General features: G+C 69.3%; 16 protein-coding genes. 4 read left to right on the top strand and 12 right to left on the bottom strand.

Features of this window, described 5'->3' with window-relative positions:
* Positions 1-40 precede the first annotated feature (40 nt).
* The 5 genes from F4561_RS09320 to F4561_RS09300 all read right to left on the bottom strand — a co-directional run bounded on the left by F4561_RS09320 (position 41) and on the right by F4561_RS09300 (position 5,438).
* Complete coding sequence (locus F4561_RS09320; protein WP_184576735.1) at positions 41-1,171, bottom strand: methyltransferase domain-containing protein; 1,131 nt, start codon at positions 1,169-1,171, stop codon at positions 41-43.
* A 76-nt stretch (positions 1,172-1,247) separates the two neighbouring features.
* Entirely contained in the window at positions 1,248-2,807 is a 1,560-nt protein-coding gene (locus F4561_RS09315) for an MFS transporter (protein WP_184576716.1), read from the bottom strand.
* Between the two features lie 770 nt (positions 2,808-3,577).
* A complete protein-coding gene (locus F4561_RS09310; RefSeq protein ID WP_312885585.1) occupies positions 3,578-4,255 on the bottom strand; it encodes a diadenylate cyclase in 678 nt (225 codons plus the stop codon).
* Positions 4,256-4,435: 180 nt separating this feature from the next.
* Positions 4,436-4,630, bottom strand: coding sequence for a DUF397 domain-containing protein (locus F4561_RS09305; RefSeq protein WP_184576710.1), 195 nt, complete (start codon positions 4,628-4,630; stop codon positions 4,436-4,438).
* A complete protein-coding gene (locus tag F4561_RS09300; RefSeq protein ID WP_184576707.1) occupies positions 4,602-5,438 on the bottom strand; it encodes a helix-turn-helix domain-containing protein in 837 nt (278 codons plus the stop codon). The genes F4561_RS09305 and F4561_RS09300 overlap by 29 nt, the downstream gene beginning before the upstream one ends.
* Positions 5,439-5,740: 302 nt before the next feature.
* On the opposite strand from F4561_RS09300, the gene F4561_RS09295 reads away from it, so the two are divergent.
* Together F4561_RS09295 and F4561_RS09290 are read left to right on the top strand one after the other, a co-directional pair.
* Positions 5,741-6,415, top strand: coding sequence for an ATP-binding protein (locus F4561_RS09295; RefSeq protein WP_184576704.1), 675 nt, complete (start codon positions 5,741-5,743; stop codon positions 6,413-6,415).
* Between the two features lie 54 nt (positions 6,416-6,469).
* Positions 6,470-6,949, top strand: coding sequence for a hypothetical protein (locus F4561_RS09290; protein ID WP_184576701.1), 480 nt, complete (start codon positions 6,470-6,472; stop codon positions 6,947-6,949).
* Positions 6,950-7,255: 306 nt separating this feature from the next.
* On the opposite strand, the gene F4561_RS09285 is transcribed toward F4561_RS09290, so the two are convergent.
* Positions 7,256-7,738 (bottom strand): nucleoside deaminase, encoded by a 483-nt coding sequence (locus F4561_RS09285; RefSeq protein ID WP_184576698.1) that lies wholly within the window; start codon positions 7,736-7,738, stop codon positions 7,256-7,258.
* Positions 7,739-7,909: 171 nt separating this feature from the next.
* Positions 7,910-8,410 (bottom strand): 2-thiouracil desulfurase family protein, encoded by a 501-nt coding sequence (locus F4561_RS09280; RefSeq protein ID WP_184576696.1) that lies wholly within the window; start codon positions 8,408-8,410, stop codon positions 7,910-7,912.
* A 305-nt stretch (positions 8,411-8,715) separates the two neighbouring features.
* Between F4561_RS09280 and F4561_RS09275 the strand changes: the two genes are divergently transcribed.
* Positions 8,716-9,990, top strand: coding sequence for a multidrug effflux MFS transporter (locus F4561_RS09275; protein ID WP_184576694.1), 1,275 nt, complete (start codon positions 8,716-8,718; stop codon positions 9,988-9,990).
* A gap of 232 nt (positions 9,991-10,222) precedes the next feature.
* Positions 10,223-10,801 (top strand): hypothetical protein, encoded by a 579-nt coding sequence (locus tag F4561_RS09270; protein ID WP_184576692.1) that lies wholly within the window; start codon positions 10,223-10,225, stop codon positions 10,799-10,801.
* Between the two features lie 285 nt (positions 10,802-11,086).
* On the opposite strand, the gene F4561_RS09265 is transcribed toward F4561_RS09270, so the two are convergent.
* From F4561_RS09265 to aroH, 5 genes are all read right to left on the bottom strand, one after another.
* Positions 11,087-12,547 (bottom strand): serine/threonine-protein kinase, encoded by a 1,461-nt coding sequence (locus F4561_RS09265; RefSeq protein WP_221445420.1) that lies wholly within the window; start codon positions 12,545-12,547, stop codon positions 11,087-11,089.
* Between the two features lie 207 nt (positions 12,548-12,754).
* The gene (gene der / locus F4561_RS09260; protein ID WP_184576688.1) at positions 12,755-14,176 is read right to left on the bottom strand and encodes a ribosome biogenesis GTPase Der; all 1,422 of its coding nucleotides are present in this window, start codon (positions 14,174-14,176) and stop codon (positions 12,755-12,757) included.
* Positions 14,177-14,281: 105 nt separating this feature from the next.
* A complete protein-coding gene (gene cmk, locus F4561_RS09255) occupies positions 14,282-15,049 on the bottom strand; it encodes a (d)CMP kinase (RefSeq protein ID WP_184576686.1) in 768 nt (255 codons plus the stop codon).
* Positions 15,050-15,135: 86 nt separating this feature from the next.
* Positions 15,136-16,215, bottom strand: a complete 1,080-nt coding sequence (locus F4561_RS09250; protein WP_184576684.1) for a prephenate dehydrogenase — start codon at positions 16,213-16,215, stop codon at positions 15,136-15,138.
* A gap of 167 nt (positions 16,216-16,382) precedes the next feature.
* Positions 16,383-16,745, bottom strand: coding sequence for a chorismate mutase (gene aroH / locus F4561_RS09245; RefSeq protein ID WP_184576682.1), 363 nt, complete (start codon positions 16,743-16,745; stop codon positions 16,383-16,385).
* Between the last annotated feature and the right edge of the window lie 26 nt (positions 16,746-16,771).

Raw genomic sequence — 16,771 nt, 5'->3', positions numbered from 1 at the left:
CACACGGGACATTGCTTGGGTTCGTCGCGGTGCTTGCTCATTAGCGCGATCCTTCCGTTATCCGGTTGTCCGGGGAATCCAGCCACACGGACTGGCCATGTTGGTCGACAGTGAGCCCGAACCGGTCACTGCCGGGTTGACCCCAGTGAACCCAGGTCAGGTAGGCGGTCTCCAGTTCGTCCCACAGCAGCCGCGGTCCGGTCTGCGAGACATGAGCCATCCCGCCATCGGCGGGTTGAATCGCGATCGCGTGCGAGTCGCTCGTGTTCTCGCGTAGCGACACACGAAACGTTCCATCCGTGCGGTTGGTTGCTCCTCCGCTGATCGACACCCCTGGCAGCAGTCCGGCCAACGCCGCCGAGAGTCCCGAGTTCGCGCGACTGATGCGACGAGGGTCGATGCGACTCGTGGAATCGCGTCTCTCGCCTTCGATCGGCAGAAGGGGGGCGCGTTGCGCCCGCAGCATCATGTAGGAGGCGCCTCCGTGGATGCGCCCCACGGCGGTATCGCCCGTACCAACCAGACGCACGCGGAACCCCTCACGCGCACCATGCATCCACGGAAACGCGACAACCCCTCCGAGCCGGGTCTGCTCAACCCAGGCGTAGGGAATTGTGGCGACACCGCACGTGACATGCACCCGATCGAACGGCGCCGCCTCAGGACAACCACGCGCCCCGTCACCAACAACCAGATGGGGTACGACGCCGGCCTCGTCGAGATTGGCAGCAGCGATCTTGGCCAGTTGCTCGTCGACCTCGATCGTGGTCACGTTGCTCGCACCGACCCTGGCCGACAGTAGAGCAGCGGTCCACCCGGTTCCGGTGCCGATCTCCAACACCCGATCCCCGGGGTAAGGGTCCAGTAGTTCCAGGAAACCGAGCACCGCGCGCGGCTCGGACAACGAACTCGACCACGCCCACACCTTGCGCGTGGCCGAATCGTGTGTCAGAGCAGTCGCGCCATCCTCAACCTGCGTGATCAACGACGTGTCCCGGTAAACCGCCGCCCACCAGGCGTCGGGGTCCTCGTTTCGGTCGAGCCATTCCATCGGTGGGAACGCCATCGCGGTTTCCGGGGCGAACAGGTGGCGCGGCGCGTCATGAAGGGCTTGAGCCCATTGTTCGTCGGGGGCGAGGCGGGCGAGATCGGCGGGACCGGGCGAAGCCATAGGAGAACGGTAACCCGGCAGTTGCAGTGTGTCGGGAGAACCGAAGATAGACAGGTGCGCGCGGACACGGCCCGCGCTATCCGCACTGCCCGGATCCGGCTCCGAGCCGGACGTTGCGCAGCAGCACCGCTGCGGCGACCGCGAGAGCGACCGCCACGGCGGCGCCCCCGCCAGCGGCGGCGTTCAGCCCAGCGGTAAACGCCTGGCGCGCGGAGTCGAGCAGCTCGGCTGCCGCGCCGGGTGGCAGCTCCGCGGCCGCGGCGGTGGCGCCGGCGAGGGAGTCGTGGCTGGTACCGGCCGCCTCGGGCGGCACCGAATCGGGTACGGCACCGGCCATCCGCTGCCGGTAGACCGCCGTGCCGACACTGCCCAGGACCGCGACCCCGAGTGCGGCACCAAGCTCGGTCACGGTCTCCGCCATCGACCCCGCCGATCCGGCCTTCTGCGGCGGGGCGGCCCCGACCACCAGGTCGGTGCCCAGCGCCCCGTACGGCCCGCCGCCCGCGTAGAGCATGGTGAAGCCGGCGACCACCCCGGCCAGCCCGCCGGCGCTGCTGACCTGGGTGAGGACCAGCAGGCCGGCGATCGAGAGCAGCAGACCCGCCGCGATGACGTACCCGGAAGGAAACCGCCGCGCGGCGAGCGGCGCCACCATCGAGGTGGCGATCACCGCCGCGGCCGAGGGCACCAGCCACAGCCCGGCACTCAGCGGGCTGAGTCCCGCGATCAACTGCAGGTACTGGGTGACGAACAGGGTTACTCCGCCCTCGATGGTCCCGCCGAGCAGCAGGAGCAGCAGCGCCGCGCTGAACGGGACGCTGGCGAACAGGCTCGGGTCGACCAGTGGGGTACGCAGCCCTCGCTGGCGGCGCAGGAACAGCCACCCCGCGGCCACCCCGAGGGCACCGGCCAGCACCGGTGCCGTGCCCAGCCCGTCCTCGGCAAGCCGCTTGAGCGCGTAGATGCCGGGCAGCAACGCCGCCAGCGACAGCCCGACACTGGTCAGGTCCAATGGGCCGGCCTCGGCGCTCCGCCGCTCGGGCAGCACCAGCGGGCCCAGGATGAGCAGCAGAACCATGACCGGAACACCGAGCAGGAAGACCGATCCCCACCAGAAGAACTCCAGGAGTACGCCGCCGACTATGGGGCCGATGGCGATCCCGGTCATGAAGCTGCTCACCCACCCGGCGATGGCGACCGCACGCTGCCGGGGGTCGAGGAACATGTCGCTGATCAGCGCCAGCGTGGCGGGCATCAGGGTCGCTCCGGCGACTCCCTGCGCCGCCCGGGCGGCGATCAGCATCTCAGCGCTGACGGAGTACGCCGCCAGTACCGATGTGGCACCGAACAGCCCGGCGCCGAACAGCAGCAGTTTGCGGCGCCCGATCCGGTCGCCCAGCGTTCCCATAGTGATCAGGAAGCCCGCGATCATGAACCCGTAGATGTCCATGGCCCAAAGGGCCTGCGCGCTGCTGGGCTCCAGGTCAGTGGCAAGATGCGGAAGCGCGAGATACAGGACGCTCGTATCGAGCGCGAGCAGCACCGTAGGCAGGGCCAGCACGGCCAGCCCGAGCCACTCGCGGCGCCCGGCACGCGGGCCGGACGGTACAGAGGTGTTCGCCTGGGACGAGGACACCGACTCTCCTAGCGTGCTCGAAGCCGTGGTGTCCGGTGACGCCGTACGGCGTCACCGGACACCGAGCGCGGAACTCGTCGACGCGCTCGGCAATCCACTGTTTGGGTGGAGCTTCGACGTCAGGAGAGGGCACACGGAACTAGCCCGCGGCTGTTGCGGCCGGCGGGCTAGGGCACGGATCGCCAGATCAGGCCGCGGCGCGCTCCTGAGCCGAAGCACAGGGCAAGGTCACGCCGAGGACCGGGATCGTCACGATCGAGCCTCCTGGGGCCGGTGCGGAGCTGACGGCGCCAACCTGCCACGGCGCCGCCGACCACCGCAACGCAATTCCGGGCCGGCCGAGTGCCCGGCCGAGCTATGCGGGTTGGGCACCGAAGCCGTCGTGCCCCACCCCCGGTGGCGGAGAGTCCGAGGATCAGGACGTAACCGCAAGTCGAATCCGCGAAGTTCGGTGTAGAGAACGCCACCCGGAAACCGGTCACGAACCCGACGCGCACCTTCCACCACAAGAGCGCTCTTACCGGTCCCGGTCCTCCAACGACGAGGCCGATCTTCGGATCCGCATCCTCGCCGGAGAGTATCGCGTCAAGTCGGGAAAGTTCGTCGTTGCGGTTGGTGAAGTGAGTGACCTGGGGAGGAAGCTGTTGCGGAGGGGTGGTCTCGGCCGACTCTGCCGGGGGTGAACATGGACTTCGTCAATGACGCGAGCCTGGACCACGTTCTGCGTAGTTCCGGAAGAACCCATCGCGAGCTTTGATAGCCGCGCCCGATTAAGGGATTTTTGTCGTCGCTTTTTCGGTGTGGATCGGGAACGGGGCAACGTCCGACGGCGCCCATGCGAGGCCCAGTGTGCTCGCGATTGTGGCGCACTCGCTCGTGATTATCCTGCCAGCCGCACCCAGCTCGACGAGATGGCCATCGACTTCCCGGAGCAGACCCCGAGCTTCGTCGAGGCGGCCCTGCCTAGCCTGATCCCCCACGATGGCATCTTGCACATGGATGGCCCGTAGCGCGTTCATGACGTCGTCGATGACCGCGCGGAGCCCGAGCGCGGTAAGAAGCAAGTACCGCTCGGTCCCGCGGTACAGCGTGACCGCTTGCCGTTCCTCGCTGACCGCCACCACGGGACGTCCGGTCTGCGCGGCGCACCGCGCGGCGGTGAGATGCCGGGTCCCGCCCGCGCCCGCGGGAACGATCGCCTGCGGACGCAGGAATGTGCGCTCTCGCGCGATCCGGTCGAGACTCGGCGACAGCACCGTGGCGCCGTCATTCAGGGCGGCTCTACGAATCGCTTCGTCCGTGACGGGCTCGTCGGTGGCATGGCCTCCCTCGAACAGTTTCCCGTCGTGCCTGTCGTACCCGAGTACGACGAGCGCGCCGAGCCCCTGCTGGCGGATGAGCTCTATGCCCTCACGTAACGGAGTCCCGAAGGCCAGCGCCGCACGCACGTTCAATGGAGGTTCTCGACGATCCACCTCAAACCTCCGAGCCGTGCCGACACCGAACAGGATTCGAACGTCGTTCAGGCCTCCGCATCCGAGCGATCTTGCGCATCCCAGGCCTTCCTCAGCATATAAAGGCCCGATTTGCGCAAGATCGGCGGGTGTGGGTTTATGGACAGGTTTGAGCTACAGTCGACCGGTTTGCACTCCCCGAAGGAACGCCGACCACTCGGGGGCGGGAAAGGAAAGGTGGCCGAGGTCGGGGTGCCGACTGTCGCGGATGGCCGCACCACCCGAAACCGTGTCGGCTACCTCGACGCAGTTTCCCCCCTTGGAGTTGCTGTAGCTGGACTTACGCCATGTCTGCTCGATGACTCTCAAGGAACTCTCCTCGTACTTTCTCCATGAGCTCGCGCGATGCTACTGGGGGTAGAGCGACGCCACGAAGCTCACCGAAGACGCGCGAATACTCCTGTACTCCGTCTGGTTCGTCCACTGGAGTCCCGGAAATCCTGGTCTCCAGGTACAGGATCTCCGGCTGCCCGGAGACAGTGATCAGCGTAAAGGCACCATCGAGCCCGGGGTGACGTTCCGTGCCAAAGGGCACTATCTGGATCACCACGTGTGGCTCTCTAGAGACTTCCAAAAGGTGCTCGAGCTGGCGGGCCATCGTCGTGGCTCCGCCGAACGGTCGGCGCAGCACCATCTCGTCCAAGACGACCAGCAGCAGCGGGGGGCGTTCCGACGTCAGTAGAGTCTGCCTGTTGACCCGCCCCTGAACCTGCTCGTTGACCTCGGTATTGGAGTATGTGGGATCACCGAGCCGAATAATCGTGCGCGCGTACTCCTCGCACTGAAGCAACCCCGGAATGAGGAGTGGATGGTACTCCCGGATCTCGGACGCCTTGCGTTGTAGCAGTTCGATGGCACGGAACCATTCGGGAAACGCGTTGCTTCCGGTCATTCGTTCCCAAAGCTGACGAACCTGACCCCCAGTGTTGAGCACTCGGTCGATTTGATCAAGGTAGTCCGCTTTGGTGCCGCGTGCGCCCCGCTCCATAGCACTCAGCATCGACGCCGAAACATTGAGGGCCCTGGCGAGTCGGTCCTGGGAAACCCCAGCTTGTTCCCTCAGGCGGCGAAGCTGCGTGCCGAACCTGAGCCATCGTGGATCAATCTTCTGCACCATGGTGAACAGTCCAGCACAGAGGGTGAACTGACGTCCACACAATAGACAGTTCTCCCCAGGAAGGTTCATCCCCTGGAAAGGATCACTGAGTGTTGGCAGTGTTTAATTGCGCGCTCAAACAATCCCGATAATACGGCGCGCACTAAAACGGCCCTGGCCAGTGCACCACCACTAACCAGGGCCTCGGCCCACGACCTGCCCAAGACAGGTGAGGACTTGATGCCCAAGAGTAACCGCTACCGCCGCACCGCCCGTGTCCGCCCCTACGTGCTGCGCCCGGCGGCACAGCGGGGGTGGTGACCATGCAGCAGTTCAGCACGACCTTCCGCGGCCACCCCGACAGCGTGGCCCCCGCCCGGCACTGGCTGGACGACCTGCTCCGCTTCGCCCACCACGCCGCTGTCCCCGCCGACACCCGCGCCACCGCGGTACTCCTGCTCTCGGAGTTGGCCACGAACTCCGTGCGCCACTCCCGCAGCGCCCACGACGGCGAATACACCGTCCACGTGTCCCTGAACCCGACACGACTGCGCGTGGAGGTCGAAGACGACGGCCCCCGTGAAGGACGACGGGCAGGGCTGCGCGTGGCCGGCCCCGGCGAGGAGGCCGGGCGCGGCCTCGTCCTGGTCGCCGCGTTCGCCGACACCTGGGGACCCCTCCCCCACGACCCCGGAATGTACTTCCACCTAACCTGGTCCGCCGCGGACCCGCCTCCACTGCCACGCCGCCGCCCCAGCACCTCACCGGCCAACAAGGAGCCACTCACCTGGCCCACCCAACTGAGGCAACGGCCGGAAAACGCCCCGTGGAACTGCCCCCTACCGTCGCCGCCGCGCCAAAGGCGCGGCGGCGCCTCATTCCTCGGACTCGGGATTGCTCGTGGAAGCCGCATTCCCGAATGTGCTGGATGGCCCGGTCGCCGTCCAGCTCGTGGCGTGCTCCCAGAGAGGGGCAGCACCGAACGCCCTGGGCTGTAGGATGCTGCGGCAGTCAACCGCCACGCCAGCGCCGAGGGTTCGGAGGGGTGAACCGTGCAGGATGCCGACCTCGCGACCTACGCGCTTGTTCCCGGCCAGCAGGTGCGGGCGCGGGTGCTGGAGCACTTCCCATGGGGCGTCATGGTGCGGATCGTGGGCCACGAACGTGCGGGAGCGTCGGTCGACTTCATGGCGATGGACCGCCCTTCCGGGGCTCCGCGATCACTTCCCCCGGAGTTCCCCCCTGTCGGCGCCGAGGTCACGGCGGTGGTCCAGGAGGTGCGCCGGTGGGAAGGGCGGTCCTGGGTCCGGCTGAGCCTGCGCGCCGCGGACCTGGCCGCCCTGCACTGGAGGTGCGACCTGTGCATGACCACCACGACGCTGAGCCCGGGCGGTGACGGTCTGACGCTGGAGGTCCGCAGCGCCGGCGGCCCGGAGAGCCACACTGTCGTCGCGCACCGCGCGTGCCTGCTGGACGCCCTGCACCCCGACAGTCTGGAGCGGGCACGCGCGGAGCGCGTCGGACTCCATTGACGCGCTCTCCCGGCTGAAGCCGAGAGATTCTGGCCCGGACCGCATCGCGCGGCACGACCATGGCTTCCTGCTTCATCGACCTGTGCCGACCGTGAGGCCGGTCTTACCTGGTCTCCACGGGCTTTCGAGCCTGATGGCTCCGTTCCCGCCCGTCCGGCGGTACCCAACGCGATTAGACTGCCACGCGCTGTTTCGCCCTGCGGGCGAAACAGCGCGTCTTACCCCGCTACGCGGGAGGTCGGCTTCACCTCCGCCGCGAACGGCGGAGCACTGCCGACGACATGGTAGCCACTGGCCGCCCGGGGTTCAGGTGCTCCGGTGGAAGCGGCGGTGTAGTGCGCGGACCTGGTCGGTGAGTTCGGGGGCCGGGCCGCGTACCTCGACCGTAGGCGCGACCTCGTGGATCGGCAGGGGCTTCACGGGAGGCGGCTGCACTCCGAGTTCGCCGAGCCAGGTCACGAGCTGGTCCGAGGAGGCCGCGTACACGATCGGCCCCAGGCCGACCCACCCGTGCGCCGCGGCGCACATCGGGCAGTGCTCGCCCGAGGTGTAGACCGTCGCCCGCGCTCGGTCCACGGATGCCATGTTCGCGGCGGCCCAGCGGGCCAGCTCGAACTCCGGGTGGCGGGTGGGGTCGCCGAGGGCCACCCGGTTGTGGTCCTCACCGAGGACCGTCCCGTCGGCCGCGACCAGCACCGAGCCGAACGGCTCGTCGCCCGCTTCCAGTGCCTCGGTGGCAAGTTCCACGCAGCGGCGCAGGTACGCCAGGTCACCGCTGTGCACCACCATGACCTTCCCCCGTTCCGCTATGCGTCTGCTCGGTTGGCCCGCCCGGCCAGGGGCGGGTGCCAAGTGCCGCACCCGCGGCCGTGGCGACGCCCGCCGCTGGCGGGTTGGGGTCGATCCTAATAGAGCTGTGCAGCGGCCCGGCCGCGTGTGCCAGCCAGCGGGCCCGCGCACTCAGCGTGCGGCCTCCAGCTCGGCCAGGCGCGCGTCGGCGGCCTCGATCTCGTTCTCGGTGTAGACACTGACACCGTGGTCCAACAGCAGGCGCGCGGTAACTCCGGGACCCTCGGTTGTCGTGCCGGTGAAGCCTCCGTCGTAGACCCGGTGCAGGCCGCACGACGGGCTCGACTCCTTCAGCACCGCCACCCGCACGTCGTTGGACTGCGCGGTCGCCAGCGCGGCGCGCGCTCCCGCGAGGAAGAACTGGGTGACATCGGCCCCCTGCGGGGTGCGCAGGCGGGCGTTGCCGTGCAGCACGGCGTCGGCTCCCTGTGCCGCCTCGATCTCCGCGGGCGGGCGCGGCACGGGCAGCCCTCCGGCCACCTCGGGGCAGTAGACGACGAGCCGCCCCTCGGCCCGCCAGCGATCGACGATGGCATCGTCCATCGTCTTGGCACGGCCGTCAAAGCGGACTCGTCGTCCCATCAGGCAGGCGCTGACCAGGACCCGCTGCATTCCCCCACCTCCAATGCCGCGCTCTGAACTGCAACGTTACCCATTCTTGGCAACCCGCCCCCAGCGTGGCCGTGCTCACAGGCCCGGGAATTCCCGCATGCCAGCGATTGCCGGTCAGTGGTTCACATCACCTCCAAGTAACGAACAAGCCAGGATTTCGCAACGAAAGAGCCGTGTTGCAGGGCGAGTGTCCTTAACACGGGACCTTCTGGCACCGTCCACCGTTCATCGCGCGACGGGCTCCAAGGTGCCGAACCCCCTGCGGTTCTTTCGTTTGTTGTCCACTCCCGTTCCCTGGAGTACCCGTGAGCCTTGTCTCCGCGCGTCCGCGCCTGACTTCCCGCCCTGCAGCGGAGGCCGGACAAGCCCGCACTCCGCGCCGCTCCGTGGTGCTGCTCGTCTTCGTGCTGGGGGTCCTCTCCGCCACCAGTTCGCTAGCCACGGACCTCTACCTGCCCGCGTTCCCCGACATCGCCGCGGACCTGAACGCCACCGAGTCCCAGATCCAGCTGACCCTCACGGCCGTCATGGTCGGCCTGGCCCTGGGCCAGCTCGTGATCGGCCCGCTCAGTGACCGGTGGGGGCGCCGGCGTCCCCTCCTGGTCGGCACCGCGATGTTCGCCCTCAGCTCGCTGCTGTGCATGACGGTGACCTCGCCCGAGATGTTCAGCGCGCTGCGGTTCGTGCAGGGGATAGCGGCGGCGGCCGGAATGGTGATCGCGCGGGCGGTCGTCCGGGACACCTTCAGCGGTGACGCCGCGGCGAAGTTCTTCTCGCGGCTGGTGCTGCTCGTCGGGCTCGCCCCGATGCTGGGCCCCATCCTCGGCGGCCAACTGATGCTGATCGGCCCCTGGCAGCTCATCTTCGCCGTGCTCGGTGTCGCCGGCCTGGCCGGGACCGGGCTGGTCTACTTCGGGCTGCCGGAGACCCTCGCCCCCCAGGATCGCACGCGCCGGGACCCCGTGCTCATGCTGCGCACGTTCGGGCGCCTGCTCCGCGACCCGCGGTTCATCGCGCCCTCCATGACGATGGCGCTGAGCTTCGCCATGACGTTCACCTACATCTCGGCGTTCTCCTTCGTCTCCCAGGAAGAGCTGGGGGCGACGGCGCAGCAGTTCAGCCTGGTCTTCGGGATCAACACGCTCGGCATGATCCTCGGCAACCAGGTCAACGTGGCGCTGATCAGCCGGATGCACACCTCGCGGCGACTGTTCGTGGGCCTCATCGGAGCGACCCTGTCCATCGTGGCACTCGGCATCCTGGGCCTCAGCGGCACAGCGGGCCTGATCGAGGTCACCGTGGTGCTCTTCGTGATGATGCTGTGCACCGGGCTCATCTCGCCCAACGCCACCACTCTCGCCGTGGCCAGCCAGCCGTCCTCGCTCGGCGGCACCAGCTCGGCGCTCCTGGGCACGATGCAGTTCGCGATCGGCGGCATCCTCGCCTCCGCCGCCGGACTCACCAGCACCGGCGAGGCCACCCTGACCAGCATGACGCTGGTCATGCTGGCGACCGCGGTGACGGCGACCGCCGTCTTCGGCATCGCCACCGCCCGGGGGCACACCGAAACCGCGGCCTAACCCCGGAACGGCCAGCACACCACCGGCCCGAGCCCACAGGATGGGCTCGGGCCGGTTTGTTCGTGCGGGCCGGGGTTCTCGCTGGGGCTGCCATCTCGCCCCGGCGGGGCGCCCGGACGGGTAGGCGCTCTGCGTCCACGTGGCGCGATGTGTCGCGGGGAGGCTCTAGGTTCGGACGCGATATGCGCTTGCCTGCCTCGGAAACACGCCGCCGACACCACGTGGAGCAGCCATGAGTACTGGCTATTCGCCGGTCCCTGAGCTCAACCTCCTCAAAGAGCTGGAGGAGCGGGTCGGTAACGAATTCCTGGCTTACGGTTTCGAAATGCGTGCCTACGGCGACGAAGACGCGCTGCGCCACGGCTGGTCGGCCGAGCCCGAGTTCCTCGACCGGGTCAAGGTATTCGCGGTGGCGAACGGTACGGGATCCCTGTACGCGCTGTGGCGCTGCGATGGCCGCTCCGACCTCGCCACTCTGCCTGTCGTGATCCTCGGTGACGAGGGCGACTACGGTGTGGTCGCCGACAGTCTTCGTGAACTCTTGCTCGTGCTCGCCGCGGACAGCGAGGTTGTTGCCGGATCCGACGTCGATCCCCCCTACCTGCTCGGCCACCCCGACTACCGGCAGGAACTGGAATACGCCGAGGGAGAGCTCAACGGCCACACCGAACTCCTCGCTCTCCTGCAACGCGAGTTCGGGCTGACCCCGTCGGACGACGCCCAGGCACTCATGCGTGCCGCCCACGAGCGCCACGGCAGTAGCTTCCGGGAATGGGTCGAGCCCTTCCTGGCAGCCCCGGGGTGGCAGTGAGCCTGTCGGTGCCGTTCCCGGTACGGCCGCAGCCCGGGACCGGGCCCTTGGTGGCCACCTGCCGAGGCATAGCTCCGGGCCTCCACGCCGCGCGAACGCGTACGGATCCGGCCACCCGACCCAGTGAGCGGCGCTGCTGCGTAGGGGCGGACACAGCCCTACTGGTGCACGGCGTCGCCTGAGAAGGTCAATCCAGCCGAGTCCCGCTGTTGCGCTCTAATCCTCTCGGCCCAGTCGCGCCACTGGCCGAACTCCCGAAAAACGCATTCAGCATGCCGAGGCCGATCATGGCTTGGTGCGGCCCGCCTCGACGGCCTGGCGGTACCACCGCTCCGCCTCCTGGATACGGCCGACGTTACTCAACAAGTTACCGAGGTTGTTCATGGCATTGGTGTGACCCGCCTCGGCGGCCTGGCGGTACCACCGCTCCGCCTCCACAACACGCCCAGCATCCCTCAGCAGAACGCCGAGGTTGTTCATGGCGTTGGTGTGACCCGCCTCGGCGGCCTGGCGGTACCACCGCTCCGCCTCCACAACACGCCCAGCATCCCTCAGCAGAACGCCGAGGTTGTTCATGGCGTTGGTGTGACCCGCCTCGGCGGCCTGGCGGTACCACCGCTCCGCCTCCTCGTCGCGGCCGGCGCCTTTCAGCAGAAGACCGAGGTTGTACATGGCTTTTGGATTGCCCGCCTCGGCGGCCTGGCGGTACCGCCGCTCCGCCTCCTGGATACGGCCGACGTTACTCAACAGGTTACCGAGGTTGTTCATGGCGTTGGTGTGACCCGCCTCGGCGGCCTGGCGGTACCACCGCTCCGCCTCCACAACACGCCCAGCGTTACGCAGCAGACGGCCGAGGTTGAACATGGCGTTGGTGTCGCCCGCCTCGCCAGCGCGGCGCAGACGGGTTTCTTCGTCTGCATATGGTTCAAAGGTTGGCGTTGCGGAGGGTGGTTCGGGTGCGGAGGGTGCCGTGCGTCCGGTGAGGAGCATGTCGAGGATCTGGCGGGCGGTGGGGCGTTGGGCGGGGTCCTTGTCCATGCAGGCCAGGACGATACTGAGCAACGGGTCAGCGAGGTCCCCCGTCTCCGGCGGGTGTGTGAGAGTACGGCTGATCCGGGCGGCCTGGGTGGGGCCGGGGAACGCCTCGGCGCCGGTGGCGGCGTGGACGATGATCGCGCCCCAGGCGAACAGGTCAGCGGCCGGGCCCAGGGTGGTGCCCTCCAGTTGTTCCGGGGCCATGTAGCCAAGAGTGCCGATCTGGGTGGCCGAGGAGGTGTCGGCGTCCAACGCGCGGGCGATCCCGAAGTCGATCACCCGCGGCCCGTCCGGGCCGAGCAGGATGTTGGCGGGTTTGAAGTCGCGGTGCACCACCCCGGCGGCGTGGATCGCCGCGAGCGCGGTGATGGTCTGCACCGCCAGACGCTGCGAGTCGCCCCCCGTGCGCGGGCCGTGCTCGCGCACCGCCTGGCCCAGGGTGGGGCCCTCGACGTACTCGGTGGCCAGCCACGGCTGCTCCGCCTCCGCGTCGGCGTCCAGGATCTCGGCCACACAGAAACCCTGCACCTGACGCGCGTTGGCCAACTCCTGGGAGAAGTAGCGGCGAACCTGGGCGTCCTTGGCCAGGTGCGGATGCAGCAGCTTCACCGCCGCGCGCCGCCCGGAGGAGTCCTCACCCAGATGCACCGCGCCGAACCCGCCCGAGCCCAGCTCCCGTATCAGCCGGAACCCGCCCACCTGCTGCGCCACCACAGATCCCCTTGTGTGTCCGTTGACCCGTGCGCGCCCAAACCTAACCCAACCCGCCTCACCGCGGCGATCCGGCGCCTCTCGCCCTCAACCGGGTATTCCCGCTCTCACCGGTGTGGTCAGAGCGGTCGGCCAGCGCCAGCTCGCACTCCAAGTGCCGGGCTCATCGCCCAGATCACCACGATGAGCCCGGCACTTAGCGAAGAACTACTTGCGGTTCCAGTCGGGGCGGACGCTGCCCCGCGACGCCTTGCCGCTGCCCTTGCGCTTCTCCCGGATGCGCATGCTCAGCTTGATCGGGGACCCCTCGAAACCGAAGTCCTCGCGCAGCCGGCGCTCCAGGAAGCGGCGGTAGGCGTCCTCCAGGAAGCCGGTGGTGAACAGGACGAAGTGCGGCGGGCGGGCCCCGGCCTGCGTGGCGAAGAGGATCTTGGGCTGCTTGCCCCCGCGCACCGGCGGGGGCGTGGCGGCCACGATCTCCTTGAGCCACCCGTTCAGCCGTCCGGTCGAGATGCGGGAGTCCCAGCTCGCCAGCCCTCTCTCGATCGCCGGGACGAGCTTCTCCACGTGCCGCCCGGTCGTGGCCGAGATGTTCACCCGCGGCGCCCAGGACACCTTGGAGAGCTGGCGGTCGATCTCCTTCTCCAGGTAGTACCGGCGTTCGTCGTCGAGGGTGTCCCACTTGTTGAACGCCAGCACCAGGGCCCGGCCGGATTCGAGGACCTGCTCCACGACCCGGATGTCCTGCTCCGCGAGCGGCTCGCTGACGTCGATGAGCACGACCGCGACCTCGGAGCGCTCCAGTGTCGCCGAGGTGCGCATGGTGGCGTAGTAGTCGGCGCCCTGCAGCGCGCGGAACCGGCGCCGGATCCCGGCGGTGTCGACGAACTTCCAGGTCTTGCCGCCCAGCTCGATGAGCTCGTCAACGGAGTCGCGCGTGGTGCCCGCCACCGGGTCGACCACCACCCGGTCCGCGCCGGCCACCTTGTTCAGCAGGCTGGACTTGCCGACGTTGGGCCGGCCGACCAGCGCCACGCGCCGCGGGCCGGTCTCCTCCTCGCGGTCGGAGATCCCGGGCTGCGTGGGGAACGCGTCGAGCACGGCGTCGAGCAGGTCGCCCGATCCGCGCCCATGCACGGCGCTGACGGGGTGCGGCTCGCCGAGGCCGAGGTTCCACAGCTCCATGGCCTCGGGCTCCTGCCGCTGGCCGTCGACCTTGTTCGCCGCGAGCACCACCGGCCTGCCCGCTCCGCGCAGAACCCGCGTGACGGCTTCGTCCGTGTCGGTGATCCCCACGGTCGCGTCCACCACGAACAGCACCACATCAGCGGTCTGAGCGGCGTACTCGGCCTGCCGGGCGACCGTCGCGGCCAGCCCGCTGACGTTGATGTCCCAGCCGCCCGTGTCGACGAGCGTGAACTCCCGCTCCCGCCAATGGGCGTCGTAGGCCACCCGGTCCCGGGTCACCCCGGGCACGTCCTCCACGACCGCCTGGCGGCGCCCGATCACCCGGTTCACCAGGGATGACTTACCAACATTGGGCCGCCCGACGACGGCTACCACCGGTTTGACGACGGTCTCCTCGTCCCCCTCGGGCGGGCCGTTCGTCGCATACGTAAACTCAGTCATCGAACACGTCTTTCTCCTGGTGGCGATGGCTCCACGCGCCCAGGACGCGTGCCGTGGAGCCAGCATGTACTCGGTGCCCCCGTGGGGCACGGCGCGGTGCCCGGCTCAGATCGCGCCGGTGCTCCGCACGACCTCTCCGCTGGCCTCGTCGGTCAGCTTCGCGACGAGGGCGATCACCTCGTCCAGCGAGAGCCCGGTTGTCTCCAGCTCCAGCGCGTCCTCGGTCTGGGTCAGCGGGGAGTCGGAGCGGCTGGAGTCGAACAGGTCGCGGCGCATCAGGTCGGCCTGGGTCGCCGCGATGTCGCTCGACCGCACCTCCTTGCTGCGCCGCTCGGCGCGCGCCTCGGCGCTGGCGGTCAGGTAGATCTTCACCTCGGCCTCGGGAGCGACAACCGTCGTGATGTCGCGCCCCTCGACCACGATGCCCCCCGCCTCGCTGCGCGCCTCGGCGATGAGGTCACGCTGCAGCGCGACCAGGCGTGCCCGCACTTCGGGCACAGCGCTGACAGCGCTGACGTTCTCGGTGACCTCCTGGCTCCGGATGTCCTGGGCGACGTCCGTGCCGTCCACCCGCACGGTGGGATCGGACGGGTCCATGCCCATGACGATGGCCGGCCGGGACACCACCGCCGCGACGGCCGCGGGGTCGGCGGTGTCGACGCCGTTGCGCAGCGCCCACCAGGTGAAAGCCCGGTACATCGCCCCGGTGTCGAGGTACCGCAGCTCGCGCACCTTGGCCGCGCCCCGTGCCGTGCTGGACTTGCCCGACCCGGACGGCCCGTCGATGGCGACGACGACGCCGGGACCGCCGCCGCGGGGAGCGGACCGCTCTTCGTCGGTCGCCGTGGTCCGAGCGTTACCCTGCGCGTTCACGTCGGTCCTCTCCTCCGGGGTGTGCTTGTCGTCTCAACGATTCAGCGTACAACCGCGACATACCCGGCCGGGCACACGCGATCTGGTCAGGCGTGCACCGACCAGCCCTGATCGGCCAGGACCTCGGCGAGCTCGGTGAGCGCCTCGGGCTGGACGTACAGCTGGGCCACCCCGACGGGCAGGCCCGGGCTGTGGTCGATCCGCACGTCCTCGATGTTCACCCCGGCGGCTCCCACCGCGGCGAAGAGCCGGCCCAGCGAGTCGGGCTCGTCGGGGATCACCACCGGCAGCGACGCGAAACCGGGGACCCGCTGCGCGCCGCGCTTGCCAGGGATCCGGTCGTGCCCGTGACGACCGCGTTCCAGCAGATCGCGCACGGTTTCGGTGCCGGAGCCGCCGCCCGCGCGCAGCGCCTCGGCGGTGGCCGTGAGGTCGGTGGCGACCGCCTCCAGGATGTCGGCGACCGGCGCCGCGTTGTGCCGCAGGATCTCCTGCCACATCTCCGGGTCACCGGCGGCGATGCGCGTGACGTCGCGCACCCCCTGCCCGGCCATAGCCAGCGCGGTCTCATCACCGCCGACCATCCGGGCGGCCACAGCGGACGACGTGACGTGCGGCGCGTGCGAGACCAGCGCGACGGCGCTGTCGTGCCGGGCGGCGTCCAGCGTCAGGGGTTCGGCGCCGCACAGCCGTGCCACCTCGGCCACCGTGGCCACCGCCCCCGGGTCCGCCTTGCCCGTGGGGCACAGCGCCCAGGAACGACCGAGGAACAGGTCGGCGCGCGCGGCGCTGGGGCCGTGCTTCTCCCTGCCCCCCATCGGGTGACCGGGCACGTAGGTGGCCAGGTCGCAGCCGAGCCGGGTGGTCTCGCGGACCACGCTGTCCTTCACACTGGCGCAGTCCGTGTAGACGTGGGCCAGCCCCCGGTCCTGGAGGTCGCGCAGCACAGCCGGGATGACCCGGGGCGGCGCCGCGATGACCGCGATGTCGGCGGGCGTGCCCATCGAGCCGGGGTCGAGGGCGCTGCCCGCGCCGAGCTCACACGCCAGATCGAGAGTGGCCGGGTCGGGGTCGCTCAGCGCCACCTCGACGCCGTTCTCGCGCAACGCCAGCGCGATGGACGTCCCGATGAGCCCGGTGCCCACCACGATCGCGCGCTGGACCATGGTCGCCTCTCCCCCGTTGTCCCGGCCTGAAAATCGTTCTCCCCAGCGTAAGGGACCCGGGGAGGGGCAGCGCGCCTCGCGCCGAACCCGGCCGCGGGGTCACTCCCGGTGCCGGAGGTGTCCCCGCGGCCGGGTTCGGCGCGGAACCCGTGCCTGGATTCGCGCGTCTACTGCGCGATGTCCAGACGCAGCGCCTGGGCGCCGCGCAGGTAGACGTGCTGCAGTTCGGACTTGGGACGATCGGTCTCGACGTGGGCCATGAGCCGCACCACGCGCGGCAGGCCGTGCGGCACCGCGATCTCGCCGGCACACATGAGCGGGACATCGGTGAAGCCGAGCTTGCGCGCGGCCAGCGCCGGGAACTCCGCGGTGAGGTCGGAGGTGGTGGTGAAGAGCACGCTGATCACGTCGTCCGTGGTCAGCTCGTTGCGCTGCATCACCGCGGAGACCAGCTCAGTGGTCGCCTCCAGGATGAGTTCCCGCTCGTCCGCGTCCACCTGCACCGCACCGCGGACCGCTCGTACCGCCACGTGTCGTCCCGTCCTTTTCGTCACTC

This window comes from Lipingzhangella halophila, assembly GCF_014203805.1.
GTDB lineage: Bacteria > Actinomycetota > Actinomycetes > Streptosporangiales > Streptosporangiaceae > Lipingzhangella > Lipingzhangella halophila.
The sequence above is the reverse complement of the archived record's forward strand: the minus strand, read 5'-3'. Positions and strand labels throughout refer to the sequence as shown.

Excerpts from the sequence above, each read along its gene's own strand:
- F4561_RS09295 (WP_184576704.1), top strand. The coding sequence starts at position 5,741 with ATGCAGCAGTTCAGCACGACCTTCCGCGGCCACCCCGACAGCGTGGCC.
- F4561_RS09285 (WP_184576698.1), bottom strand. The coding sequence starts at position 7,738 with ATGGTGGTGCACAGCGGTGACCTGGCGTACCTGCGCCGCTGCGTGGAA.
- F4561_RS09250 (WP_184576684.1), bottom strand. The coding sequence starts at position 16,215 with ATGGTCCAGCGCGCGATCGTGGTGGGCACCGGGCTCATCGGGACGTCC.
- F4561_RS09270 (WP_184576692.1), top strand. The coding sequence starts at position 10,223 with ATGAGTACTGGCTATTCGCCGGTCCCTGAGCTCAACCTCCTCAAAGAG.
- F4561_RS09280 (WP_184576696.1), bottom strand. The coding sequence starts at position 8,410 with ATGCAGCGGGTCCTGGTCAGCGCCTGCCTGATGGGACGACGAGTCCGC.
- der (WP_184576688.1), bottom strand. The coding sequence starts at position 14,176 with ATGACTGAGTTTACGTATGCGACGAACGGCCCGCCCGAGGGGGACGAG.
- F4561_RS09320 (WP_184576735.1), bottom strand. The coding sequence starts at position 1,171 with ATGGCTTCGCCCGGTCCCGCCGATCTCGCCCGCCTCGCCCCCGACGAA.
- F4561_RS09300 (WP_184576707.1), bottom strand. The coding sequence starts at position 5,438 with ATGGTGCAGAAGATTGATCCACGATGGCTCAGGTTCGGCACGCAGCTT.